General features: G+C 46.5%; 27 protein-coding genes. 24 read left to right on the top strand and 3 right to left on the bottom strand.

The features are described 5' to 3' along the window. Positions 1–119: 119 nt before the first annotated feature. From deoB to lysA, 15 genes are all read left to right on the top strand, one after another. Positions 120–1,307: a phosphopentomutase gene (gene deoB / locus A4U59_RS17940; protein ID WP_070121593.1), complete on the top strand. Its 1,188-nt coding sequence runs from the start codon at positions 120–122 to the stop codon at positions 1,305–1,307. 20 nt (positions 1,308–1,327) lie between these two features. Next, on the top strand, positions 1,328–2,143 hold the full coding sequence (locus A4U59_RS17935) for a purine-nucleoside phosphorylase (RefSeq protein WP_070121592.1): 816 nt from the start codon (positions 1,328–1,330) through the stop codon (positions 2,141–2,143). Positions 2,144–2,240: 97 nt separating this feature from the next. Then, positions 2,241–3,542, top strand: a complete 1,302-nt coding sequence (locus tag A4U59_RS17930; RefSeq protein ID WP_070121591.1) for a pyrimidine-nucleoside phosphorylase — start codon at positions 2,241–2,243, stop codon at positions 3,540–3,542. A 435-nt stretch (positions 3,543–3,977) separates the two neighbouring features. Then, the gene (locus A4U59_RS17925; RefSeq protein ID WP_070121590.1) at positions 3,978–5,147 is read left to right on the top strand and encodes a D-alanyl-D-alanine carboxypeptidase family protein; all 1,170 of its coding nucleotides are present in this window, start codon (positions 3,978–3,980) and stop codon (positions 5,145–5,147) included. 106 nt (positions 5,148–5,253) lie between these two features. Beyond that, the gene (gene spoIIAA, locus A4U59_RS17920; RefSeq protein WP_070121589.1) at positions 5,254–5,604 is read left to right on the top strand and encodes an anti-sigma F factor antagonist; all 351 of its coding nucleotides are present in this window, start codon (positions 5,254–5,256) and stop codon (positions 5,602–5,604) included. A 1-nt stretch (position 5,605) separates the two neighbouring features. Next, positions 5,606–6,046: an anti-sigma F factor gene (gene spoIIAB, locus A4U59_RS17915; RefSeq protein WP_070121588.1), complete on the top strand. Its 441-nt coding sequence runs from the start codon at positions 5,606–5,608 to the stop codon at positions 6,044–6,046. A gap of 12 nt (positions 6,047–6,058) precedes the next feature. Beyond that, positions 6,059–6,814, top strand: a complete 756-nt coding sequence (gene sigF, locus A4U59_RS17910) for an RNA polymerase sporulation sigma factor SigF (RefSeq protein ID WP_070121587.1) — start codon at positions 6,059–6,061, stop codon at positions 6,812–6,814. Positions 6,815–7,147: 333 nt separating this feature from the next. After that, positions 7,148–7,771: a stage V sporulation protein AA gene (locus A4U59_RS17905; RefSeq protein WP_070121586.1), complete on the top strand. Its 624-nt coding sequence runs from the start codon at positions 7,148–7,150 to the stop codon at positions 7,769–7,771. Beyond that, complete coding sequence (locus A4U59_RS17900) at positions 7,758–8,183, top strand: stage V sporulation protein AB (protein WP_281183837.1); 426 nt, start codon at positions 7,758–7,760, stop codon at positions 8,181–8,183. Before A4U59_RS17905 ends, A4U59_RS17900 begins: the two co-directional genes overlap by 14 nt. A gap of 12 nt (positions 8,184–8,195) precedes the next feature. Beyond that, complete coding sequence (gene spoVAC / locus A4U59_RS17895) at positions 8,196–8,651, top strand: stage V sporulation protein AC (protein WP_245680586.1); 456 nt, start codon at positions 8,196–8,198, stop codon at positions 8,649–8,651. Positions 8,652–8,663: 12 nt separating this feature from the next. Further along, positions 8,664–9,686: a stage V sporulation protein AD gene (gene spoVAD / locus A4U59_RS17890; RefSeq protein ID WP_070121584.1), complete on the top strand. Its 1,023-nt coding sequence runs from the start codon at positions 8,664–8,666 to the stop codon at positions 9,684–9,686. Next, entirely contained in the window at positions 9,686–10,036 is a 351-nt protein-coding gene (spoVAE, locus tag A4U59_RS17885; protein ID WP_070121583.1) for a stage V sporulation protein AE, read from the top strand. Before spoVAD ends, spoVAE begins: the two co-directional genes overlap by 1 nt. A gap of 9 nt (positions 10,037–10,045) precedes the next feature. Continuing rightward, positions 10,046–10,621 (top strand): stage V sporulation protein SpoVABEA, encoded by a 576-nt coding sequence (gene spoVAEA, locus A4U59_RS17880; RefSeq protein WP_070121582.1) that lies wholly within the window; start codon positions 10,046–10,048, stop codon positions 10,619–10,621. Then, positions 10,599–12,083, top strand: a complete 1,485-nt coding sequence (locus A4U59_RS17875) for a spore germination protein (protein ID WP_070121581.1) — start codon at positions 10,599–10,601, stop codon at positions 12,081–12,083. Before spoVAEA ends, A4U59_RS17875 begins: the two co-directional genes overlap by 23 nt. 102 nt (positions 12,084–12,185) lie before the next feature. Further along, positions 12,186–13,544 carry a diaminopimelate decarboxylase gene (lysA, locus tag A4U59_RS17870; RefSeq protein WP_070121627.1) on the top strand — a complete coding sequence of 453 codons (1,359 nt, stop codon included), beginning with the start codon at positions 12,186–12,188 and terminating at the stop codon, positions 13,542–13,544. A gap of 58 nt (positions 13,545–13,602) precedes the next feature. Here the strand turns inward: lysA and A4U59_RS17865 are convergent, their stop codons facing one another. Next, positions 13,603–14,466 carry a DUF1002 domain-containing protein gene (locus tag A4U59_RS17865; RefSeq protein WP_425388923.1) on the bottom strand — a complete coding sequence of 288 codons (864 nt, stop codon included), beginning with the start codon at positions 14,464–14,466 and terminating at the stop codon, positions 13,603–13,605. 543 nt (positions 14,467–15,009) lie between these two features. Between A4U59_RS17865 and A4U59_RS17860 the strand changes: the two genes are divergently transcribed. Beyond that, the gene (locus A4U59_RS17860; RefSeq protein WP_070121579.1) at positions 15,010–15,378 is read left to right on the top strand and encodes a GNAT family N-acetyltransferase; all 369 of its coding nucleotides are present in this window, start codon (positions 15,010–15,012) and stop codon (positions 15,376–15,378) included. A gap of 509 nt (positions 15,379–15,887) precedes the next feature. On the opposite strand, the gene A4U59_RS17855 is transcribed toward A4U59_RS17860, so the two are convergent. Further along, positions 15,888–16,424, bottom strand: coding sequence for a DUF309 domain-containing protein (locus tag A4U59_RS17855; RefSeq protein ID WP_070121578.1), 537 nt, complete (start codon positions 16,422–16,424; stop codon positions 15,888–15,890). Positions 16,425–16,561: 137 nt separating this feature from the next. On the opposite strand from A4U59_RS17855, the gene A4U59_RS17850 reads away from it, so the two are divergent. The 8 genes from A4U59_RS17850 to A4U59_RS17815 all read left to right on the top strand — a co-directional run bounded on the left by A4U59_RS17850 (position 16,562) and on the right by A4U59_RS17815 (position 22,982). After that, positions 16,562–17,263 (top strand): nucleotidyltransferase domain-containing protein, encoded by a 702-nt coding sequence (locus A4U59_RS17850; protein ID WP_070121577.1) that lies wholly within the window; start codon positions 16,562–16,564, stop codon positions 17,261–17,263. A 422-nt stretch (positions 17,264–17,685) separates the two neighbouring features. After that, complete coding sequence (locus tag A4U59_RS17845) at positions 17,686–18,453, top strand: segregation/condensation protein A (RefSeq protein WP_070121626.1); 768 nt, start codon at positions 17,686–17,688, stop codon at positions 18,451–18,453. Continuing rightward, positions 18,446–19,048 carry an SMC-Scp complex subunit ScpB gene (gene scpB, locus A4U59_RS17840; protein WP_070121576.1) on the top strand — a complete coding sequence of 201 codons (603 nt, stop codon included), beginning with the start codon at positions 18,446–18,448 and terminating at the stop codon, positions 19,046–19,048. The genes A4U59_RS17845 and scpB overlap by 8 nt, the downstream gene beginning before the upstream one ends. Before the next feature lie 65 nt (positions 19,049–19,113). Next, on the top strand, positions 19,114–19,530 hold the full coding sequence (locus A4U59_RS17835; protein WP_083270932.1) for a hypothetical protein: 417 nt from the start codon (positions 19,114–19,116) through the stop codon (positions 19,528–19,530). A 49-nt stretch (positions 19,531–19,579) separates the two neighbouring features. Then, positions 19,580–20,089, top strand: coding sequence for a DUF3907 family protein (locus tag A4U59_RS17830; RefSeq protein WP_070121575.1), 510 nt, complete (start codon positions 19,580–19,582; stop codon positions 20,087–20,089). A 622-nt stretch (positions 20,090–20,711) separates the two neighbouring features. Further along, the gene (locus A4U59_RS17825; RefSeq protein WP_070121574.1) at positions 20,712–21,863 is read left to right on the top strand and encodes a D-alanyl-D-alanine carboxypeptidase family protein; all 1,152 of its coding nucleotides are present in this window, start codon (positions 20,712–20,714) and stop codon (positions 21,861–21,863) included. Then, positions 21,856–22,449, top strand: a complete 594-nt coding sequence (locus A4U59_RS17820) for a nucleoside recognition domain-containing protein (protein WP_070121573.1) — start codon at positions 21,856–21,858, stop codon at positions 22,447–22,449. Before A4U59_RS17825 ends, A4U59_RS17820 begins: the two co-directional genes overlap by 8 nt. Before the next feature lie 2 nt (positions 22,450–22,451). After that, positions 22,452–22,982 (top strand): spore maturation protein, encoded by a 531-nt coding sequence (locus tag A4U59_RS17815; protein ID WP_070121572.1) that lies wholly within the window; start codon positions 22,452–22,454, stop codon positions 22,980–22,982. Here A4U59_RS17815 and A4U59_RS22075 read toward each other — a convergent pair. After that, on the bottom strand, positions 22,977–23,156 hold a 180-nt coding region (locus A4U59_RS22075; RefSeq protein ID WP_211274964.1), incomplete at its 5' end, for a hypothetical protein. The two genes, A4U59_RS17815 and A4U59_RS22075, sit on opposite strands and share 6 nt — an antisense overlap.

Genomic DNA, 23,156 nt, shown 5'->3' with positions numbered 1-23,156 from the left:
GTAAAGAGGTCTGACTTCAGACAACACCTGTCCTTATGTTAAAAACGGGGGTTGGTTGGGAATAACAGTAATGGTATACAGCTATGTACGAAACTATATTTTTCTTCAGGAGGTAAACGATGGAATACAAACGTTTCAAACGTATTTTTTTAATCGTAATGGACTCTGTCGGAATCGGCGAAGCACCGGATGCTGAACAGTACAATGATAAAGGTGCGGATACACTCGGACATATAGCAGAACATATGGACGGACTCAAAATGCCGAATCTCGGTAAACTTGGCATCAGCAACATCCGTGAAATAAAAGGGATCGAAAAAGCAAGCAGTCCGCTTGCGTATTTCACAAAAATGGAGGAAGCGTCAAACGGCAAAGATACAATGACCGGGCACTGGGAAATCATGGGCCTTCATATCGACCAGCCGTTCCGGACATTTCCTGACGGGTTTCCGGATGAATTGATCAATGTACTCGAAGAAAAAACAGGCCGGAAGGTGATTGGAAACAAGCCGGCATCCGGCACAGCAATCATTGAAGAACTCGGCGAAGAACATATGAAGACAGGCGCATTGATCGTCTACACTTCCGCTGACTCGGTTCTTCAAATTGCTGCCCACGAAGATATTATTCCGATTGAAGAACAATACCGTATTTGTGAGTTTGCTCGCAAGTTGACGCTTGACGAAAAATATATGGTCGGACGTGTAATCGCCCGTCCGTTCATTGGTGAACCCGGATCGTTTGAACGTACATCGAACCGCCATGATTATGCTTTGAAGCCTTTCGGCCGCACAGTCATGAATGAGATGAAAGACAGCGGTTACGATGTTATCGCCATCGGAAAGATTTCTGACATTTATGATGGCGAGGGTGTAACGGAATCCCTCCGCACAACTTCAAACATGGATGGTATGGATAAGCTGAATCAGACATTCGGTATGGATTTCACTGGAATTTCGTTCGTCAATCTCGTTGATTTTGATGCGAAATTCGGCCATCGCCGTGATCCTGAAGGGTACGGGAAAGCACTTGAGGAATTCGACGAACGCCTCCCGGAAGTGCTTGATAACCTGCAGGAAGAAGACTTGCTCATCATTACAGCTGACCACGGCAACGACCCTGTCCACCACGGGACTGACCATACACGTGAATATGTGCCGCTGCTCGCTTACCATAAAGGAGATGAGAGCGGAAAAGAGCTTGAAATCCGGAAAACATTTGCAGATATTGGGGCGACGATTGCCGATAATTTCACAGTGAAGCTGCCTGAACACGGCATCTCATTTCTTGATAAAATTACAAAATAGACTTGCTGGAGGGGTAGAAAATGAATAAAGAGCTGATCATGAAAGCTGCTGATCACATACGCAGCAAAATCGGGGAATCTCCGCAAATCGGTTTGATTCTCGGTTCAGGACTCGGTGTACTGGCTGATGAAATCGAAAAACCGGTTGTCATTCCTTATGAAAATATCCCCGAGTTTCCTGTTTCGACGGTGGCCGGCCATGCCGGCGAGCTTGTTTATGGGACTTTGCAGGGAAAAACGGTCATCGCTATGAAGGGGCGCTTCCATTATTATGAAGGATATGAAATGGCAAAAGTGACATTTCCGGTCCGCGTCATGAAGGAAATCGGTGTGGATAAGCTGATCGTCACCAATGCGGCCGGCGGCATTAATCCGGAATTTGAACCGGGAGATTTGATGATCATAACCGATCATATCAACAATATGGGTGAAAATCCGCTGATCGGGCCGAATGACTCCGAACTTGGAGTCAGGTTCCCGGATATGTCTGAAGCATACAACAAGGAACTGCGCACTCTCGCTTCCAGCGCAGCCGACCAGGCTGGAATCCAGGTAAAGGAAGGGGTGTATGTGGGAAACACAGGACCTTCCTACGAGACGCCGGCAGAAGTCAGGATGCTGCGCGGCTTTGGCGGGGATGCAGTTGGGATGTCCACAGTTCCTGAAGTGATCGTTGCCAGGCATGCGGGACTGAATGTTCTGGGCATTTCATGCATTTCCAACATGGCAGCAGGCATGCTTGACCAGCCTTTGAATCATGAAGAAGTAATCGAAACAACGGAAAAAGTGAAAGAAGGCTTCCTTAAACTCGTGAAGCAAATCATTCAGACGATCTAAGGTGCCTCAAGTTAAACAGGGGTTCAGCACACTGGAAAAACGGCTGCTGCTTCCTGAATAGTGATTGAATTTCATTTCCTTATAAAGGGTGAGACGAATGAGAATGGTTGATATTATTGAAAAAAAGCGTGATGGCGGGGAGCTGTCCAAAGAAGAAATCGATTTTTTGATAAAGGGATATACAGACGGCGAAATTCCGGATTATCAAATGAGCGCATTTGCGATGGCTGTCTTTTTCCGGGACATGTCGCCAGCCGAAAGAGCCAATTTGACAATGGCAATGGTGGAATCAGGTGACCAGATCGATCTTTCGGAAATTGAAGGAATCAAAGTGGACAAACACTCTACCGGAGGAGTCGGCGATACGACAACCCTCGTTCTGGCACCACTCGTGGCATCCGTCGGCGTGCCGGTCGCTAAAATGAGCGGGCGCGGACTCGGACATACCGGCGGAACCATCGATAAGCTTGAATCGGTGGAAGGTTTCCATGTTGAAATTGACAGTAAGCAATTCATTGATCTAGTCAACAAAAACAAGATTGCGGTCATCGGCCAGAGCGGAAATCTAACACCAGCCGATAAGAAGCTCTATTCTCTGCGTGATGTGACAGCTACTGTCAATTCTATTCCGATGATTGCGAGCTCGATCATGAGCAAAAAGATTGCTGCCGGTGCTGATGCAATCGTTTTGGATGTGAAAACAGGCGCAGGTGCATTCATGAAAGAACTTGATGATGCCAGGGACCTTGCCGGAGCAATGGTTGAAATCGGCAATAAGGTCGGCCGGAGAACAATGGCAGTCATATCCGACATGAGCCAGCCTCTTGGATTTGCTGTCGGTAATGCGCTTGAAGTGAAGGAAGCCATTGATACGCTTAAGGGGCAGGGACCTCAGGACCTTCAGGAATTATGCCTTACGCTCGGAAGCCATATGGTGTATCTTGCTGAAAAAGCGGATACCCTTGAAGAAGCGCGGAATATGCTGGAAGAAGCCATGAAAAATGGTTCAGCACTTGATAAGTTCAAAACATTCCTTGAAGCCCAGGGCGGAAATCCGGCAATTGTGGATGATCCGTCACGCCTTCCTCAGGCCAAACATAAAGTTGAAGTTCCGGCTAAAGTAAGCGGTTATGTAAGTGACATTGTGGCGGATGAAATAGGTACGGCGGCAATGCTGCTTGGAGCCGGCCGTGCGACAAAGGATTCAGTTATTGACCTGGCAGTGGGGTTGTACTTGAATAAGAAAGTCGGAGAGAAAGTGGAAGCCGGCGAATCACTCGTCACCATATACAGTAACAATGAGGATGTTGAAGAAGTAAAAGAAATCATCTATCAAAATGTTTCAATCTCTGCTGAAAGAGTGGATAGGCCAACCCTGGTTTATGATGTAATTCAATAAAGCGTGAAAAAGTGCCTTTGATAAAAAGGCGCTTTTTTTTTTTGTTAAGGAAATTAAAAATTTTTGCGTTGTGATAAAAAGCGAGAAGGTAGTTATCCAGCTCCAGGCGCCAGCTGCTATCGTCATAAGCGGGGGTACCCTCTGGGAGGATAGAGCACCTCCCTGCGGGTACCTCCGCTTATGCCTATGCCGCTAAGCGGGCGCCTTACGCATTTGTTCTGGCTTTTGATTAATATCTGTGGAAAGAAAGCCCATTTTTAGACAGCAGGCCTGAAGCAGCAAAACAGATACTATCCAAAACTCCCTTAACAGACTCTCTTTGCTTAAGGGAACTCACTGCAGCACGAAAGATACAGCACGATTTCTGTAAATACGTGTATATAAAATTAAATTATGGAAAAAATGGTCGTATTAGGATTGGAGGGATTAGATAGCATGAAGCGCGTACTTTTTTCGCTTGTTTCTATACTTGTAATTTTAACTGCACTATTGCCCGCAGCTGTATCGGCCGAGGAAAATAAAAGTCTTGACCTCGCTGACAATGCGGAGTCTGCTGTTTTGATGGAACGGGACAGCGGAAAGATCATGTTTGAAAAAAATGCCGACAAAGAACTGCCTCCTGCCAGTATGACGAAAATCATGACCATGCTGCTTGTCATGGAAGCCATGGAAAATGGTGAGCTTAAAATGGATGAGACAGTAAGGACAAGTGATTATGCAGCATCTATGGGCGGATCCCAGATTTTTTTGGAACCCGGCGAGGAAATGACTGTCCGGGACCTGCTGAAAGGAGTTGCCATCGCATCAGGTAATGATGCTTCGGTGGCCCTGGCTGAAAGGGTTGCCGGATCTGAAGACGCATTTGTAGAACAGATGAATAAGAGGGCGAAAGAGCTGGGTCTGAAAAACTCAGCATTTAAAAACGTCACCGGCCTGCCGGCTGAGGGACATTACAGTTCTGCAAACGATATGGCTGTCATTGCAAAAGAATTGCTTAAATATGATAAGGTCATCGAATTCACCGGTACTTACGAAGATTACTTGCGCGAGGATACCGATAAGAAATTCTGGCTTGTAAACACGAACCGTCTTGTGAAATTTTACCCCGGCGTCGATGGGTTGAAGACGGGCTATACAAATGAAGCCAAGTATTGCCTTACCGCTACGGCAAAACGGGATGGCATGAGGGTGATTGCGGTTGTGATGGGAGCACCGACTCCAAAGGAGCGGAACAGGCAGGTTTCCAAAATGCTTGACTATGCATTCAACCGTTATGAAACCCATCAGCTTTATGAACAAGGGAAGAAAATTGGTGAGGTCCCGATTATAAAAGGAGACAGGAGATACGCTGACCTGGTGACAGCCGAACCGATTTCCCTGCTCACAAAAAAAGGCGAAAAAACAGATGACATCAAAACGGAAGTGAAGGTGCCGCAAGGACTGCAGGCGCCGCTCGAAAAAGGCAGTAAAGCGGGAAAACTTATCTTCACAAAAAATGGAGAAGTAGTTCTTGAAAAAGACCTGGTCGTCAAAGAAGAAATCAAGACTGCTTCCTGGCTTGACCTTTTCAAGCGCAATATGTCATGGTTTGGCGGCCAAAAATAAAAAAGCTTCTAATATTGTTGAAAAGGCACTAGTTTTGTTTGCATGAAGGAAAATGTTTCAAGGACAGCGAAAGACTCTCTTAACCCATAAAAGGAGGAAGCTTAGGATGAGTCTTTCAATAAACCTTGAAGTGAAACAAGATGTTCTTTTAATAAGACTCGCCGGGGAACTTGATCACCATACGGCGGAAGAGCTGCGTCAGAAAGTAAATAAAGTCATGGATGAATATCCTGTTCATCATATCGTATTAAATCTTGAACAGCTGCAATTTATGGACAGCTCCGGTCTCGGGGTCATCCTCGGCCGCTATAAACAAGTGAAGCAAGGCGACGGTGAGATGGTGGTATGTGCTATATCGCCTGCTGTCAAACGCCTCTTTGATATGTCTGGGCTGTTCAAAATCATCCGAATGGAACCGAGTGAAGAAAATGCCCTCCACCGCCTGGGGGTGGCATAAGATGAAAAATGAGATGAAACTTCAATTTTCGGCATTGAGCCAAAATGAATCGTTTGCCAGAGTGACAGTTGCCGCTTTCATCGCTCAGCTCGATCCGACAATGGACACACTGACGGAAATCAAAACGGTCGTCTCTGAAGCAGTAACGAATGCGATCATTCACGGATATGACAATAACCCGGAAGGTATTGTCTATGTTTCGGTCACGCTCGAGGATGAGACAGCACATCTTGAAATACGTGATGAAGGCATCGGCATATCCAATCTGGAAGAAGCACGCCAGCCGCTTTATACAACCAAGCCAGAACTCGAACGGTCCGGAATGGGATTTACCATTATGGAAAATTTTATGGACAAGGTGGAAATCACAACCGGGGAATCGTCCGGAACCACAGTTCGTCTGACAAAGTATTTGTCAAAGAGCAATGCTTATTGCAATTAAGGAGTTCTGCCTATGGATACGGAGATCAAAAATGAAAAGGCCCCCCATTTGAAAGATGAAGAGGTCAAAAAGCTGATCAAGCTGAGCCAGCAAGGGGACAAGGCTGCAAGGGATATGATTATCCAGCGGAATATGCGCCTTGTCTGGTCTGTTGTCCAGCGTTTTTTGAATAGAGGCTATGAACCCGATGATTTATTTCAAATAGGCTGTATCGGTCTTCTTAAATCAGTTGATAAATTTGACCTTTCCTACGAGGTGAAGTTCTCTACGTATGCTGTCCCCATGATCATTGGGGAAATCCAGCGTTTCATCCGGGATGACGGCACGGTCAAAGTGAGCCGCTCCTTGAAAGAAACAGGAAATAAGATCAGGAAAACGAAAGAGGAACTCACGAAAACGTTTGGCAGGGCGCCGACCGTAGCGGAAATTGCCGAAGCGCTTGGCATCACTGCTGAAGATGTGGTCCTTGCCCAGGAAGCAAGCCGGTCACCCGCATCAATCCATGAAACTGTATATGAAAATGACGGGGATCCCATAACACTCCTTGACCAGATAGCTGACGATACTGAAACGAAATGGTTTGATAAAATTGCATTAAAGGAAGCGATAAACGGATTGGATGACAGGGAACGCCTCATTGTATTCCTTCGCTATTTTAAAGACAAGACCCAGTCGGAGGTGGCGGAAAGACTCGGCATTTCACAAGTGCAGGTCTCGCGGCTTGAAAAGAAAATACTTCTTGAAATGAAAGACCAGATGAACCGATAGTTCATCCGGTCTTTTTTTGCCGTCCAGGGCGTGTAAATTGTCAGCGAGGAAGTATTTCGAGCCAGTGGCCAATTTTAAGAATTCAGATAAGGGCAGCTTCGCAGCTGTCTTCGTTTAAGGCTCGCCAATCGGCGAGTTTTTTTAAAATAGGCAAGAAAGGAAAAAACGCCTTTCCTGGTGCGGCCCTGCTTATACGTACGCCGCTAAGCGGGCGCCTTGCGCTTTTCTTCATGTGCAGAACTTCCACATATTGGAGAACAAGCAGCAGAATGTTTCATGCGATGGATAGCATACTACATTGTAAAGCATTGTAAATAACAGGGGGGAATCCATGTGGCTGACACAATATATGTAAAAATGCGTCACCGGATTCAAGTCAAACCCAATCATATGATCCGCCTTAAAGATATTGCCCAGTTATTGGGGAAAGAAGACACCTTAGTCAAACGTTTGAATGAGAAAGTGATCTATCATGTGAACATGAGCGACAAGAATATCGTAGTCATTGACGTGATGCAGGTGATGCAGTTTTTATTGAAAGCGGAACCTGGCCTTGACATTCAAACGGTCGGTCCATCCCAGGCGATCATCCAGGTTGATTACGGAAGGAAAAAAACACTCCCGCTGTATATTGCTGCCGTCTGTTTTCTGCTGTTTGTCGGTGCAGCGCTGGCTATTATGAATTTCCATGAGGATGTAAGTATGCAGGAAGTCCATCAAAAAATCTATACATTGATCACAGGTAAAGAAAGCGAACAGCCGCTCCTTTTTCAAATCCCTTATTCAATAGGACTTGGGGCAGGTATGATTCTTTTCTTTAATCATTTGTTTCAGAAACGGATCAACGAAGAGCCAAGCCCTCTTGAAGTCGAGATGTTCAATTATCAGCAGGATCTTGACCAATATGTCATCATGAACGAAAACCGGGAGAGCCTGAAACCAGTTGACAGTGATTAGCGCCCTGCTTGTCATGTTAATAGGGCTTGGCGGCGGGCTGGCTGTCGGATCCGGCTTTGTGGCGTTTATTACTGTTTTTGGCATTTTGCCCCGACTTGCTCAGCTCACAAAAAGCCAGGCGTTCATTCTCTTTTATGAATGGGCGATTGTGGCAGGGGCTCTGGCAGGTGCCTGGTTCAGCCTGGATGACATATTTTTCACTCTCTCAGATTATCTGCTTATTCCGCTCGGTCTGGCAGCAGGCATGTTTATCGGCATGATTGCTGCGGCGTTGACAGAAGTATTGAATGTGCTGCCGATTCTTGCCAAAAGGATAGGGGTCGGTGAAGAAATTCTGCAGATTCTGACAGCAATCGTACTCGGCAAGATTTTCGGATCACTTTTCCACTGGATCTTTTTTGTCAAATTATGAGGGGGTATGACCATGTCTCAAAACATTACTCAGGAAAATTACAAAAATGATGTTAAATCTTATCAGCCAAAGCCTCCATATATCGCAAACTGTATAAAAGCATTCCTTGTTGGCGGCTTGATTTGCATGATCGGTCAGGGCATCCAGAATTTTTACATGTCCGTATTCGATTTCTCTGAAAAATCAGCCGGAAATCCAACAGTTGCAACGTTGATTTTGATTTCAGCCCTTTTAACCGGATTTGGCGTATACGATAAACTGGGACAGTTTGCTGGTGCAGGCTCGGCTGTTCCGGTGACGGGTTTTGCGAATTCAATTACAAGCGCAGCACTTGAGCATAAAAGTGAAGGGCTGGTTCTCGGAGTAGCCTCGAATATGTTCAAGCTGGCAGGCTCGGTAATCGTCTTCGGAGCAGTGTCGGCTTACATTGTCGGAATGATTCGATACCTATTTCAAATGATCTTATAAGAAGGTGAAAATATGAGGTTGACCGGAAAGCAAACTTGGTCTTTTGAAAATGAATTATATATATCAGCCGCCGGCACCGCTGCAGGTCCTAAAGAGTCTGAAGGTCCGCTCCGGGATTTTATCGACAGGCAGTTTGACGACCTGTACTGCGGGGAGAAAAACTGGGAGCTTGCAGAGCGTAAACTGCTGGAAGAATCCATTGACAGTACACTTGAAAAAGCTGAGCTCACATTTGGAGACATCGATTTTTTCCTTGCCGGCGACTTACTGAACCAAAATGTAACCGCCAACTATGCGGCACGGAAAAACGAAATTCCGTTTCTGTGCATGTTCGGTGCGTGTTCAACGTCTATGGAAACACTTGCGGTAGCTTCAGCACTCGTTGATGGAGGGTTTGCCAATCGTGTGCTTGCTTCGACGAGCAGCCATAACGCGACAGCCGAAAGGCAATTCCGTTATCCGACCGAATACGGCGGCCAGAAACCAGATACCGCCACGTATACTGTTTCAGGAGCCGGGACTGCGCTTGTCTCAAAAGAACCTTCACCCGTAAAGATAACAGCTGCAACGATAGGAAAAGTGAAAGATTATGGAATTGATGACCCGTTTGATATGGGATCGGCTATGGCTCCGGCTGCGGCTGACACCATTTTTCAGCACTTACAGGATCTCGGCCGTACACCTGATGACTATGACCTGATCGTTACAGGTGATCTTTCTGCAGTCGGAAGCCCTATTCTTGTGCAAATGCTCAAAGAAAAAGGAATCGACCTGTCAGGAAAGCATAACGATGCCGGGCTGATGATTTTCCGGCCGGATCAAAACGTTTTTGCTGGCGGAAGCGGCTGTGCCTGTTCAGCTGTCGTAACGTATGGTTATTTGCTTGAAGAATTGAAAAAGCGCCGGCTGAAACGGGTCCTGGTCGCAGCAACTGGGGCATTGCTTAGTCCGACTATGATGCAGCAAAAAGAAACCATTCCGACAATTGCCCATGGTGTCGTCCTTGAATCTGCTTTGGAAGGGGGGCAGGCATAATGGAATATTTTCTTGCCTTTGTTTTTGGAGGGGCAATTTGTGTGGTGGGCCAGCTGCTCCTGGATATGTTCAAGCTCACCCCTGCCCATGTAATGAGTTCGTTTGTCGTGGCAGGGGCCGTGCTTGATGGATTCGGCATCTATGATAAATTTATAAAATTTGCCGGCGCCGGTGCGACAGTTCCGATCACAAGCTTTGGTCACTCCCTATTGCACGGAGCGATGAAAGAATCAGAAGATCACGGTTTCATTGGCATTGCAATGGGGATATTCCAGCTGACATCAGCAGGTATTTCCTCTGCTATATTGTTCGGCTTTCTTGTTGCCGTCATTTTCAAACCCCGGGGATGAGGTGATTGGATGAAGAAAGTCATTCTTGTCACAGATGGGGATGAATATGCGAAAAAGACGATTGAATATGCGGCAGCAGTTGTGGGTGGCCGCTGTATTTCAAGGTCCCACGGCAATCCAACGGAATTAGCCGGGGAAGAGATGGTACAGCTGATAATGGAAGCCCGGGATGAGCCGGTTTTCGTCATGTTTGATGACTGCGGTTACTATGGCGAAGGGCCAGGTGAAAAAGCGATGAAGGAAGTGGCGGGACATCCGGGCATCGATGTTCTCGGTGTGATTGCAGTCGCTTCCAGGCCGCGGTACACCGAGTGGACAAGAGTGGACGTGAGTATTGACAAATATGGAAACCCCACCGCAAATGGAATCGATAAAAGCGGCATTCCCGAAATGGAAGAAGGACGGATCAACGGTGATACTGTTGATTGTGTAGACGGCCTTGATGCAGGTGTTGTAGTGGGGATCGGGGATATAGGTAAAATGGGAGGACATGATGATGTCAAATTTGGCGCCCCTGTCACAATGGCAGCGGTCAGAATGATCTTGGAACGGAGTGGATTTGATGGCAATAAAAACGAACAGTAAAACTCCGCTCTCAAAAGAAGTGGCTAAGAATGAAGAGTTTTTGAAAAAGCGCATTGGTGTCGGAACGAGCTTCGACCTTGGTGTGAGAAAATTCACCGTGAACCACCGTGAAATCCAGCTCTACTATTTGAACGGGTTGTGTGAGACCCAATTTATCATTGAATTGATGAAAGAGCTTGTCAACCTTAATGAAAGCCACCGGACAACATCCCGGCAGCTGAAAGAGCTCATCCACAACCGGCTGGTCCATCAGCAAGTCGAGGAAGTCACGACAATTGATGAAATTGTCGACCAGCTCTTGTCTGGCTTGGTCATCATCCTTATCGACGGGGAAGAGTCAGCATTTGTTATCGATGTCAGAAGCTACCCGGGAAGGACACCGGAGGAACCGGACACTGAGAAAGTGGTTCGCGGGGCAAGGGACGGCTATACGGAGAATATCATTGAGAACACGGCATTGACCCGCCGCAGGATACGGGACGAACGGCTGCGCCACGAAATCATGCAAATCGGCGAAAGGTCGAAGACTGATGTCTGTGTTGCATACTTACAGGATGTGGCAGACCCAGCACTGGTGAACGTTATAAAAAAGGAACTGAAAGAAATAGATATTGACGGAATTCCGATGTCTGATAAAACGGTGGAAGAATTCCTGGTCAAGCAGGGCTTTAATCCATACCCGCTTGTCAGATATACCGAGCGTCCGGATGTTGCTGCAACACATTTGCTTGAAGGGCATGTACTGATTTTGGTTGATACGTCACCAAGTGTCATCATTACGCCCACCACCTTTTTTCATCATGTTCAGCATGCGGAGGAATACAGACAGACACCTGCAATCGGTGCGTTTTTGCGGTGGGTGCGTTTTCTTGGCATGGCAGCTTCCATCTGGCTGACCCCGCTCTGGTTTTTGTATGTCCTGGAACCAGCGCTTCTCCCTGAGGGACTCGATTTTATCGGACCGAATGAGGCGGATTCGAATATCCCCATCATCCTCCAGCTCCTGCTTGCTGATTTCGGGATAGATTTGCTCAGGATGGCGGCAATCCATACACCGACGCCGCTATCGACGGCGATGGGACTTATTGCAGCAGTATTAATCGGCCAAATCGCTATCGATGTCGGTCTGTTTGTGCCGGAAGTCATATTATATGTGGCTGTATCGGCAATCGGATCTTTTGCCACTCCGAGCTATGAATTAAGCATAGCGAACAAATTGATGCGCGTAGCGCTGATCCTCCTTGTTTTCATGTTTCAAGTTCCGGGCTTCATTGTGGGAACATTATTAATCATTTTGTTCCTTGTAAGCATTCGCTCGCTTGAAACACCGTATTTGTGGCCGTTCATCCCCTTTAATCCGAAAGCGTTTATGCAGGTGCTCATCAGGGTTTCTGTTCCTTTATCCAAGACACGCCCAAGCATTGTCCGTCCGCAAAACCGCAAAAAGCAGGCGCAAAAATAGGACGATGATTGCATGCTGATGATCTATATGTTAAAGTTTTTTTAATCAATCAGCGTGTTAAAGTCCCGGTGTTCGGTTACTTGCATGACCGGCTTTGTTTTTATGTGCGGGACCGCGCAACGGAAAAAGGAGAGGGAAGTCTTGTTGTCAGGTACGAGCAGAATTAACGGGCATGGTGTTCTTGAAATCGGTGGAGTAAGTGCAGAGGAACTGGCAAACCGATATGGAACTCCTTTATATGTATATGACGTTGCTTTAGTAAAACATAAGGCACGGTCATTTTTAAATTCATTCAAACGTTTGGGTGTGAAAGCTCAGGTTGCCTATGCTAGCAAGGCCTTCTCATCAATAGCAATCATCCAGGTGATGGCTGAAGAGGGCCTGAGTCTTGATGTAGTTTCAGGGGGAGAGCTTCATACCGCGGTCACAGCCGGCTTTCCAGTTGAACGAATTCACTTTCACGGAAACAACAAAAGCTATGACGAATTGAAAATGGCAGCCAGGGCAGGAATAGGCTGTTTTGTCGCCGATAATTTTTATGAACTTGACTTGATTGAGGGAATTGGCAGGGAAATGGGAAAGAAACTTCCTGTTATGCTGCGCCTGACTCCTGGAGTGGAGGCGCATACCCATGAATATATTATAACCGGCCAGGAGGATTCCAAGTTCGGTTTCGATCTCCAGAGCGGTCAGGCTGACGTTGCTATCCGGCGTGCGCTGGACAGTGAAGCGTTCCATTTGCTTGGCATCCATTCCCATATCGGATCACAAATTTTTGAAACGACCGGCTTTGTCATGGCAATCGATAAGCTTTACCAGGCGATTGAAAGATGGCAGGAAGAAATTGGATACGTTCCCGAAGTCCTGAATGTCGGCGGCGGGTTTGGGATAAAGTATACAAGAGAAGATGATCCAATAACGCCGGAACAGTATATAGAGGAAATCGTCGGGGCCATCAGGGAACATTCCGGGCGTCTTGGGCTCAATCTTCCAGAAATATGGATTGAACCGGGGCGGGCCATTGTCGGTGAAGCGGGAACAACCCTTTATAAAGCCGGATCCCAGAAGGAAGTACCCGGTACCCGAAGATATATAGCCGTTGACGGCGGAATGAGTGATAATTTAAGGCCTGCACTTTATGAAGCGAAATACGAAGCGATTGTTGCCAATCGTGCCGCGGAAGAAAACAAAGAACTCGTATCAATCGCAGGTAAATGCTGTGAGAGCGGTGATATGCTCATTTGGGATGTCGAGCTGCCTGAAGTGAAGCCCGGCGATTTGATCGCTGTCTTTTCAACTGGAGCTTATGGCTACTCGATGGCGAACAATTATAACCGGCTGCCGCGGCCGGCAGTTGTATTCGCAGAGGATGGGGAAAGCCAGCTCGCGGTGAAACGGGAAACGTATGAGGACATTGTGAAGCTTGATGTTCCACTGCGGAAAAAGGCAGCAAATCGTTGAACTTAACGGCCGTATACAAAGAGAGCACCCGGCCGGGTGCTCTCTTTTATATAACTCCTTATCGGAACAATGCTGAAAGGGCATCAATGACATTGCTGAAAAACCGTTTCAGCTTTTCAAGAATTGACTGTCCCTCTTCTGATTCCATGAAGTTCTTAAAATTTTCTTTTGCTTTTTCGAGTTGGGCAGAGACCTGATTCCAATCGATGTCGAGTTCTTTCATTTTATTGAACAGGTCAACAAGGCTGTCAAGCTCCGCATCGCTCAGCGTAATACCAAGTTCTTTTGCGGCATTTTCAATCAGTGTTCTCATTTCAGCGTCTGTTTCCGGTTTGTTTTCAGCAATTTTTTCTTTGATGTTAGTCATCAGCTCAGCCGCTTTGTCGGCACCGACTTTATCTCCAAGTTCAGCTGTTGTGACCATTTCTTCATTTGCAACCTGTTTTTGCTGTTCGGTGATTGTGACATCCGCTGATATTTCATATGCTTTGATGATCCCTGTCAGGGCAGCTGTCCCGGAAACTTCAAACGGTGCAGTGATATATATATCAGCATCCTTAACTCCGGCGGTTGTCAGTGCATTTGCGTACATTTCTTTTGTGACCCAATTGATGTTGCGGGTCTCAATGATAAGGCCCGACCCCTGCTTCCCGACAGTTATTTTAGATGAAGAAAGCGCCCGAGAGCCGATCTGTGCTTTAGAGATATAATTTCCAAGATACTGGTGTTCTTCTTCATTGGTAACGGTAACGATCTCCGGCTTATCCGGTGCTTCCATTTCGTTAAGAATTTCCTCGCGCTGTTGTTCTGAAAGGTCCTCACCAAGTGTGATGATGACATCGCCTTCAGCCGCATCGGCATGCGCAAAAGATACCGGGCTGACTGTGGCCGCAGCAAGGAGTACCAAGAACGACAATGCCAAACGATATAGAGGTTTCAACGTTTTCGCTCCTTTTGCCTGTAAATTTGCTCTTAAGTGGCAGAGATATTATTATAGCACATAGAGTACTGAAAGAGTTATTCGTGTTCAGTTAATAATTTGGGAGGGATACGGAACAAATGAAGTCGAAAAACATGACGCTGCTTTTATTGCTGCTCCTGTTTGCACTCGTGTGGGGAATTATTTATTGGAGGTTTATCGCACCGAATCTCAATTTATCATAAACCGTTTCATTTTTTTCAAAAAGGGTATAAAGGCCTGGTTGGGTAGGAGTGCTGCTGCTGCCCAATGATACAAGAGATGCCATTCCTGAAAAACAATTGAGAAACGTTGCATTTTTTTCATTTGTTCTTTTATAATATGTTAAAATACATCAATCGTGGAAAAGATGGAGTGGTATTTATGGATCCCGGTAAAAAACAGGAAAAAGTGCTGCTTGCGGTGACGGTCATCGTTGCGGTAATTATGCTCCTGGCACTTGCCGGCCGTCTTTTTTCATAAATACGGTTATAATGAGGGGTAATCATGCTTATTCGATATAAAAAAAGTTATGAAAAGATAGCGATGGGATTGCTGTCGTTCATGCCAACCGAAAAAGATTTGAAAAAACTCCAGGAAACGATTAAGAATTATGAAGAAGATGAAGACTGGCAGCTTTTTTTGTGGAAAGAAGAAGATATAATCGGCATAACCGGTATTGAAGAGAAAGATAACGGTGAAGTGGAGCTGAAGCACGTTTGTGTGAATCCATCGCACCGCGGCCAGGGAATCGCAACCAAGATGATTGAGTCCTTACTTGATTTCCTTGACGATGACCAGGAATTAAAAGCAAATAAACATACAGCAGGATTTCTGCAGCGCTTTGAGGAAAGTGCCGGCAGGAGTGAAGGCTGACCTCACTGTATACGTATCGGAATGGTTCACTGTTTCCGTGCATCAGCAAGCCGAGCAACTGAAAGTGAAAGAGACGGGAAGATTATGCCGGAAGCGGCAGCATATTCTCGCCTTGCAGGCAAAACCCGCCATATGTGCGGGTTTTTTACCGTATGAAGGTATAAATCGTCAGATACTACTAAGCGAATTCCCTTCATCCGCTGCGAACCGAGAACCCGCAGCGGGCAATGGGCGATTACCCGTATAAAATGCGCGTTAAATCGGACTAGACAAGCCCTGCAGATCTTGTACGTGGCGGCAGGCTTGACTGGAAGTCTGCGGATAGGGAGCTGACTACCCTGTAACCGGATAATTCATCCGAAAAAATCAGGCCAAAACTCACCCATATGATTTTACATAGACATCATGCTCCAGAAGGTGGTTTTGACCGTATCTTCATATTAATCTTATAAATGCACTGTTACCTTGACTGTTGTTTTAATTATGAACCGGCTGCTTAGCCAGTACGCTCAGTCGCTTTGCCGGTTGTCTTTTTTCAGTTCAAGCTGCCGTTCCCGTTCAGAGATGACTTCCTGCCTGTCCCTAAGTGCGTGGCGGTGTATGAGCATTCTGTCTGCAAGGTCGCTTTGTCCGCACCACGTAAAGCCCTGGCGCTCGCACAAGTTTTTACACCGCTCGATGAGCCGTTCATCTGTCAGGGGAAGGTTCATGCTTTCATACGGAACGTCATGCTCAATTTCACTGAGCCGTTTATCCATCATCCGGATGAGCTCCTTCTGGTCGATTCCGAGTTGCCGGAGCTCATCGGGTTGCCCTCTGAGCAGTTTGATTGCCTTTTTCATCAGCCGCTCGGCTCCGCTGAAATTTCTCCGCCTTTGATGATAAAGGCTGACCGCAATCTTTATGAGGCCTTCCCATACGTTTTGCCATTCGGGGCGCGGCTCCTTTTTCCATTCCTCTTCTAAAATTTCATGGCATTCAAAATAATCCCTCGTGCCATGAAACTCCAACAGAAACTGTAGATAAGGCTCAGCATAAAGCTTCAAAAAAATCCCCTCCTTTGTCTGATCGGGTATTTGTATCAGTTTATCATATTCCTATGTCTTGTTTTTATTGTTTTTGAAATGAAGCCCATCAAGTGAGCATAGGATAGGATGACAGAAAAAAAGGAGGCGTCAGCCATATGAGATTTTCACCTGAAGCTGCGGCACTGTTATTCATCAATCGGTACTTCCCGGAATGTGCAGCCGCCTTTTTGGCAGGAAGCACTGTCAGGGGAGATCACACCTCTGCATCGGATCTGGATATTGTCATAATTGGTGCGGAGGAACCCGTGGATCGGCGCCGGTGTTTTATAAAATATGAATGGCCAATAGAAGTTTTCTTATACAGCAAAGATTCATTCCAGGTCTTTTTCGACAGCGATTGCATGCTTGGCATCCCGTATTTGCCCAGAATGTGTGCTGAGGGGATCATTTTGAAAGATATGGACGGAACCGCCAGAAAAATAAAAGTAGAGGCAAAACAGCGTTTGGCCGAAGGGCCTCCGCCATGGACACAGAGTCAGACAGATAATGCCCGGTACTTGATAACCGAACTTCTTGATGATCTCGAAGGGTCTGAGGACGTGGCAGAAAATCTGTTTACAGCCGGACAGCTTGCGGACATCCTGCACGAATTCATATTGCGGACGAACAGGCAGTGGACCGGTTTTGGAAAGTGGACCATTCGATCACTGCGCCGCTTTGATGAGAAAACGGCAGCAGAATTCACTGAGGCATTTCAGCACTTTTACCAGTCCGGCAAAAAAGAAAAACTTACATCCTTTACAGAAAGTATCATTGAACCATGGGGAGGAAAGCTTTTTGAAGGGTACAAAAGCTGAACCTATAAATGGCTGGCCATTTCACCTGTAATAGCTGGATTCATGAACAGACAGCCAGTCTGTTTTTTTGTTGTTGGCTCTGTTAAACGCTAGTGTTGATTTCCGTTGCAGGTACTCGCTTTCACCCAAGGGCACAAATGCGACATCTGTTCCTGCTTCCCTCCGGTCGCACTCACAGTGTCTTCTTTGCCGCGGGGCGGGCGGTGAGCTTCATCAAATCAGATGCTCATACAAGGTTTCGCAGGCCGCTGTTCTTGCCGGAGGAGTGTGTCTTCATCTGTAATCAAGATTGTTACAAATCAACAATGCGCTATACTGCAGCCCTGTTTTTAAATACAGGATAGCCCGGTTTGCCTTTCTCTGGTAAAGTAAAATAAGTGAATGGATTTCCTGGGTTGAATACTTTTGACTATTTTGGTGGGATGAACGTGAAATACAGTGTCAAAATTGATGCATTTGAAGGTCCGCTGGATCTGCTTCTGCATTTGATCAACCGGTTTGAAATCGATATATATGATATCCCGGTTGCTGAAATAACAGATCAATATATGGGCTATATCCATGCAATGCAGGAACTGGAACTCGACATTGCCAGTGAGTATCTGGTAATGGCTGCAACACTTCTGGCGATGAAAAGCCGCATGCTGCTGCCGAAACAGGAACCGGCAGAGCTGGATGAGGAATTTTATGAAGAAGAGGGAGACCCGCGTGATGAGCTGATTAACCGGCTGGTGGAATACAGGAAATTCAAAGAAGCTGCGGGAGTGCTGAAAAAACGGGAAGCAGAACGCAGTCTCGTTTACACGAAAGAACATGCCGATTTCCAGGAGTTCGCTCAAGAGGACGCCGCCCCTTCATCACTTGATGTCAATCTCTATGACATGATCGGGGCGCTGCAAAAAATGCTGAAGCGGAAGCAGGCCAAAAAGCCGCCGCAGACGAAAATCAACCGTCAGGAAATTCCGATCGAGGCAAGGATGGATGAAATTGTTTCGGATCTGAAAAATTGGAAAGGGAGAAAGTCGTTCACCGATCTTTTCCCTCATGATGACCGTGAACAAATCGTTGTGACATTTCTTGCTGTTCTCGAACTTTTGAAAATGAAAAAAATCCATTGTGAACAGGATAAAAACTTTTCTGAAATCTGGGTATACGGCAGCAGAGATGAAGGGAAGAGTACAAATGAATGACCAGGAACGAAAATCTATCATTGAAGGACTGTTATATGTGTCCGGTAATGAAGGCATTCAGCTGAAAGAAATTGCCGGCGTACTTGAAATGCCTGAAAGTGAAGCGGCAGATCTAATTGAAGACCTGAAAAAAGAGTATGAGAGCGGACGCGGCTTGATGATCACTGAAGTGGCAGACGTATACCAGTTCACGACGAAGCCTGAACATGCTGACTACTATCGCCGGCTTGTCCAGTCGCCGTCTTCTGCAGGCCTATCACAGGCGGCGATGGAGACGCTTGCCATCATCGCTTACAGACAGCCGATCACCCGAGCCGAAATCGAAGACGTCCGCGGTGTGAAGACAGAAAGGCCGCTTCAGACGCTGATGTCCAAGACACTGATCAAACAGGCAGGGAGAGCGGAAGGTACCGGCAGGGCAATTCTTTATGCCACTACGAGGGAGTTTCTTGAATATTTCGGCTTGAAATCGATTGATGAGCTCCCGCCGCTTCCCGAGTGTGTCGACGAACAGGAAGTGGAGCAGGAAGCGGATCTTTTCTTTGAAAAATTCAAAGAAACTGTCGTTGAAAAAGAGGAAGAGCAGGCTGAATAGCCAAATTAAAGTATAAGGATCCTATTCTGGATGCTGTCATTTTTTAACTAGTGGGGGGAAGAACGGTGATAATTAGAGAATGCCAGGGATATGAACTGGAGAAAGCAAAGCCGAATACTTCTGAAGATATGTTCAACAGATCCGAAGTGACATTCATGGATGGAGGAGAAGAGAAAACGTTCCATCTCTTGTATGTGCGCTTTTTCGATGAACATTTCGGCGATTTTACGCCGTACGGAACAAATCCGCTATTCAAGGCTGGAGACAGGGAAGTGTTTTTAAAAGATGTGGCCGGACTCGCCGCTTTGATTTCCAATCCGGCGAACAGGCATAAGAAACGCATCTACATAAATAATGAAAAAGAATATGCAAAACTGTTTAAAAACATCGATTTCCAACTTGTTGAAGAACTTTTCAAAACGCTGGCTGCGAAAGGGGAATACGAACTGCAATCTCCAATGGCCGCTCTGAAACAGCCGTAATTAGTGAAGTCAGCAGCAGCAAGAGCCAAAAGAGAATGGAGGAAACGAAATGGGAAACAGTATGGTGCAATCACAGAGTGAACAGGCAAGGTCCTTTTTGGAACGCGTTTCAACAAAAATGGAAAACTATTTAAATGGAATTACCCTCCAGCAGCTGATTGAGGAAAATCCTTCCGGCGACCCGGATTATTATCGGGGATTATTGAGCAGCATCAGAAGGCTGCACGTGTTTGCGGAAGAAGGTCTTGATGCATGTACCGTCGTATTGAAGGACGAGTCATTTCGGAAAGCGGCAGCCGAAAAAACTCTTTACTGGATTTACCATACGGTCATCGAGGAGTTTTTCTCCCCGCGTTCCGATCTTTGGTCTGAAAACAGCAGGGCTGCTTATACAGGAAAAAATTCCATTTCCTTTGCGGAACAGGCCCCTGAATCGCTGAAAAAGCTGATGGCAGACCTTGAAGGGGATTTCCAGGAGATGCGCGAGGAACTTGAGTATTATGAAACAGATTATAAAACGAAAGTGCTCCAGGCCAGGCGCCAGGAAAACTCCCTTTAACCGAGGGGATTTCGGTGCTGTGAGAATACCGGATAATATTTGACTGGCAAATCAGCCAGTCCAGTCAGAAGACGGTAAAAAATGTCCGGATTTCTCACTAACGGTTTTGTTTTCAAGTATAAAACAGAAAATTGCCCGGTAAACAGCAGTCCAATGAGCAATAAAATTGGGCTGCTTATTTTTATCCAAACCACCTGGATAAATAAAATATAAGCCGGACATCGTGCTATTTGTAATTTTGCACTTCATAACCGAATCCGTCAGGCTATCACATGGACGTACTTTTTATAAATCTTACTTACATGAAAATTTCCGAATAAGTCAATACGGAGTATAATATTGCACGCTGCCGAACCTTGTCCGTTTTTATAATACTTTTAGTCATTCGACTTCCTGGATAGGAAATCCGGTGAGCCCGCTGCGCCGCTTCCCGTGCCAGCTGCAGGCACCAGCGGCTATCGACATGAGCGGTGAATCCCTCCGGAAGGAAAACGTCTTCCTGGGGGTGCCCCCCTTATGCATACGCCGCTAAACGGACTTCTTGCACTTTTCTTTATTATCATATAACGCCTGTCCCCGCATAAACTTGTATCAATAGTCCAAGGATTAAGGCGGGGGTTGAATGCGTATCTTGAGAAAAGGAATTCCGTTTTTGCTGGCGGCGGTCTTAGGACTTGCTGTTATGGTGGACCCGGCCCGGACAGCAGCTGCGCCTTCTGTATCAGCGGCTTCATCTGTGCTGATGGAACAGTCCAGCGGCCGGGTGATCTTTGCGAAAAATGCCCATGAAAAAATGAGGATTGCAAGCATCACGAAGATAATGACGGCAATTCTAGCAATCGAATCGGGGAAACTTGATGAGAAATCGAAAGTATCAAAACGTGCTGTATATACGGAAGGGTCTTCCATCTATTTGCAGGAAGGTGAAAAAATTAAACTGGAAGACCTAGTATACGGACTTATGCTCCGCTCCGGAAATGACGCAGCGGTGGCGATTGCTGAAATGGTCGGCGGCAGTGTCGAAGGATTTGCGCACCTGATGAATGAAAAAGCGGCTCAAATCGGGATGACGAACACCGTTTTTTCCAACCCGCACGGCCTTGATGACCATGAAGAACATTATTCGACTGCATATGATATGGCGCTGTTGACAAAGTATGCAATGCAAAATGAAACATACCGGAAAATTTCCGGCACGGTTAGGCACACCGCCCCAAATCCGAACGAAGAATGGGACAGGAAATGGAAAAACAAAAATAAGCTTGTCACCGGCATGTACGAGTTTTCGACAGGAGGGAAGACAGGATACACGAAGCGGGCGCGCAGGACACTCGTCTCCACTGCAACAAAGGGGGGCAGCGATATGATTTGCGTAACGCTTGATGCCCCGGACGATTGGCAGGATCATATGAATCTTTTCAATTGGGGATTTAAGGAGTATAAGATTTACAGGATTGCGGAGAAAGGCGGACTGGAGGATATCGACAATCCTTTTTATAAAGGGCATGTCCTGATAAAACGGGATGTTACATATCCCCTGACGGATGAAGAAAAACAAAAATTGAGGGTCTCGGTCAGCCTCCGCTCTGATTATGATAAGAGCTGGGAAAAGTCCAGACAGCAAATCAAGGCCGGGAAACTGACTGTTTTCCTTGAGGATGGGGAGATTCTATCCGTGCCGGTATATTACACGGCTGAGGAAGTAAAACGAACCTGGTGGGAATCGTTCACAAAATCACTGTTTTCCTTGAACGGAGCCGGATACCATGGTTAATATCATATGGGTGGCCATGACGGTATTCGGCATCATGTTCGCCATGGTTTCCGGTACGCTGGAAGAAGTGAATAAGGCCGTCTTCACCGGTGCAAAAGAAGCGGTCACCATATGCATCGGCTTGATCAGCGTACTTGTGTTCTGGCTTGGCTTGATGAAAATTGCAGAGGAAGCTGGACTGCTTTCAAAGCTGGCCGCCTTGTTCAAGCCATTGGTGATGAGGCTGTTCCCGGACATTCCGGCCGACCATCCGGCAGCGGGATATATTTTGTCAAACATGATTGCGAACATGTTCGGCCTCGGGAATGCCGCAACACCAGTCGGCATAAAGGCAATGGAGCAGATGAAACAGTTGAACGGCGGAAAAGATGAAGCATCTCGGTCCATGATCACCTTTCTTGCTATCAATACATCAAGCCTGACACTAGTGCCGACAACTGTAATTGCCATCAGGCTGAACTACAGCTCGGCCGCCCCTGCCGAAATCGTCGGGACAACAGTAATTGCTACTGCTTGCTCCACAATGGGAGCCATTCTGGTGGACCGTTACTTTTATCACAGGCGGACGAAAAGAGGGGAGGGATAGGATTGAATGTCATCTCAGGCCTGTCCCTCTGGCTGATTCCTGTCATTATCGGGTTTATTTTGCTTTACGGGACATGGAAGCGGGTCCCGGTTTATGAAGTTTTTGCGGAAGGCGGGAAAGAAGGATTGAAAATTGCTTTTTCAATCATTCCCTTTCTTGTCGGCATGCTTGTGTCGATTTCCATCCTGCGTGCATCAGGGGCGCTGGATTTTTTGATCAATATGGTCCAGCCGTTTCTTCTGGCCGCCGGGATTCCGGCTGAAATCGTGCCCCTGGCTGTTCTGCGGCCAATATCAGGGACGGCTGCCCTCGGTTTGACGAGTGATCTTATCGCCACTTACGGCCCTGATTCCCTCATTGGCAGAATGGCTTCGACCATGCAGGGAAGCACCGATACGACTCTTTATATTTTGACTGTTTATTTTGGGGCGGTCGGCATTAAGAAAATGGGGGATTCACTGAAAGTGGGTCTGATATCAGATTTGATAGGACTCATTGCGGCCGTTACGGTTGTTCTGATTGTTTTCTCATAAATACAGGGACGGATATAAGGATGCAGCCGGTTTTTCACCGTAAAGTAAACATAAATTGTTCACAGCAAGGAAGTGGTCTACCGCAAAGGCCAATTTTAAGAATACAGATAAAGTGCAATTGCACCACTGTTTTCGCTTGAAGGCTCGCCAATCGGCGAGTCTTTTTTTTAGGTG

The sequence above is a fragment of the Bacillus marinisedimentorum genome (genome assembly GCF_001644195.2).
GTDB classification, from domain to species: Bacteria; Bacillota; Bacilli; order Bacillales; family Bacillaceae_O; genus Bacillus_BL; species Bacillus_BL marinisedimentorum.
This window is presented reverse-complemented; position numbering and strand designations above follow the sequence as displayed.

Excerpts from the sequence above, each read along its gene's own strand:
- deoB (WP_070121593.1), top strand. The coding sequence starts at position 120 with ATGGAATACAAACGTTTCAAACGTATTTTTTTAATCGTAATGGACTCT.
- A4U59_RS17935 (WP_070121592.1), top strand. The coding sequence starts at position 1,328 with ATGAATAAAGAGCTGATCATGAAAGCTGCTGATCACATACGCAGCAAA.
- A4U59_RS17930 (WP_070121591.1), top strand. The coding sequence starts at position 2,241 with ATGAGAATGGTTGATATTATTGAAAAAAAGCGTGATGGCGGGGAGCTG.
- A4U59_RS17925 (WP_070121590.1), top strand. The coding sequence starts at position 3,978 with ATGAAGCGCGTACTTTTTTCGCTTGTTTCTATACTTGTAATTTTAACT.
- spoIIAA (WP_070121589.1), top strand. The coding sequence starts at position 5,254 with ATGAGTCTTTCAATAAACCTTGAAGTGAAACAAGATGTTCTTTTAATA.
- spoIIAB (WP_070121588.1), top strand. The coding sequence starts at position 5,606 with ATGAAAAATGAGATGAAACTTCAATTTTCGGCATTGAGCCAAAATGAA.
- sigF (WP_070121587.1), top strand. The coding sequence starts at position 6,059 with ATGGATACGGAGATCAAAAATGAAAAGGCCCCCCATTTGAAAGATGAA.
- spoVAC (WP_245680586.1), top strand. The coding sequence starts at position 8,196 with ATGTCTCAAAACATTACTCAGGAAAATTACAAAAATGATGTTAAATCT.
- spoVAD (WP_070121584.1), top strand. The coding sequence starts at position 8,664 with ATGAGGTTGACCGGAAAGCAAACTTGGTCTTTTGAAAATGAATTATAT.
- spoVAE (WP_070121583.1), top strand. The coding sequence starts at position 9,686 with ATGGAATATTTTCTTGCCTTTGTTTTTGGAGGGGCAATTTGTGTGGTG.
- spoVAEA (WP_070121582.1), top strand. The coding sequence starts at position 10,046 with ATGAAGAAAGTCATTCTTGTCACAGATGGGGATGAATATGCGAAAAAG.
- A4U59_RS17875 (WP_070121581.1), top strand. The coding sequence starts at position 10,599 with ATGGCAATAAAAACGAACAGTAAAACTCCGCTCTCAAAAGAAGTGGCT.
- lysA (WP_070121627.1), top strand. The coding sequence starts at position 12,186 with ATGTGCGGGACCGCGCAACGGAAAAAGGAGAGGGAAGTCTTGTTGTCA.
- A4U59_RS17860 (WP_070121579.1), top strand. The coding sequence starts at position 15,010 with ATGCTTATTCGATATAAAAAAAGTTATGAAAAGATAGCGATGGGATTG.
- A4U59_RS17850 (WP_070121577.1), top strand. The coding sequence starts at position 16,562 with ATGAGATTTTCACCTGAAGCTGCGGCACTGTTATTCATCAATCGGTAC.
- A4U59_RS17845 (WP_070121626.1), top strand. The coding sequence starts at position 17,686 with ATGAACGTGAAATACAGTGTCAAAATTGATGCATTTGAAGGTCCGCTG.
- scpB (WP_070121576.1), top strand. The coding sequence starts at position 18,446 with ATGAATGACCAGGAACGAAAATCTATCATTGAAGGACTGTTATATGTG.
- A4U59_RS17830 (WP_070121575.1), top strand. The coding sequence starts at position 19,580 with ATGGGAAACAGTATGGTGCAATCACAGAGTGAACAGGCAAGGTCCTTT.
- A4U59_RS17825 (WP_070121574.1), top strand. The coding sequence starts at position 20,712 with ATGCGTATCTTGAGAAAAGGAATTCCGTTTTTGCTGGCGGCGGTCTTA.
- A4U59_RS17820 (WP_070121573.1), top strand. The coding sequence starts at position 21,856 with ATGGTTAATATCATATGGGTGGCCATGACGGTATTCGGCATCATGTTC.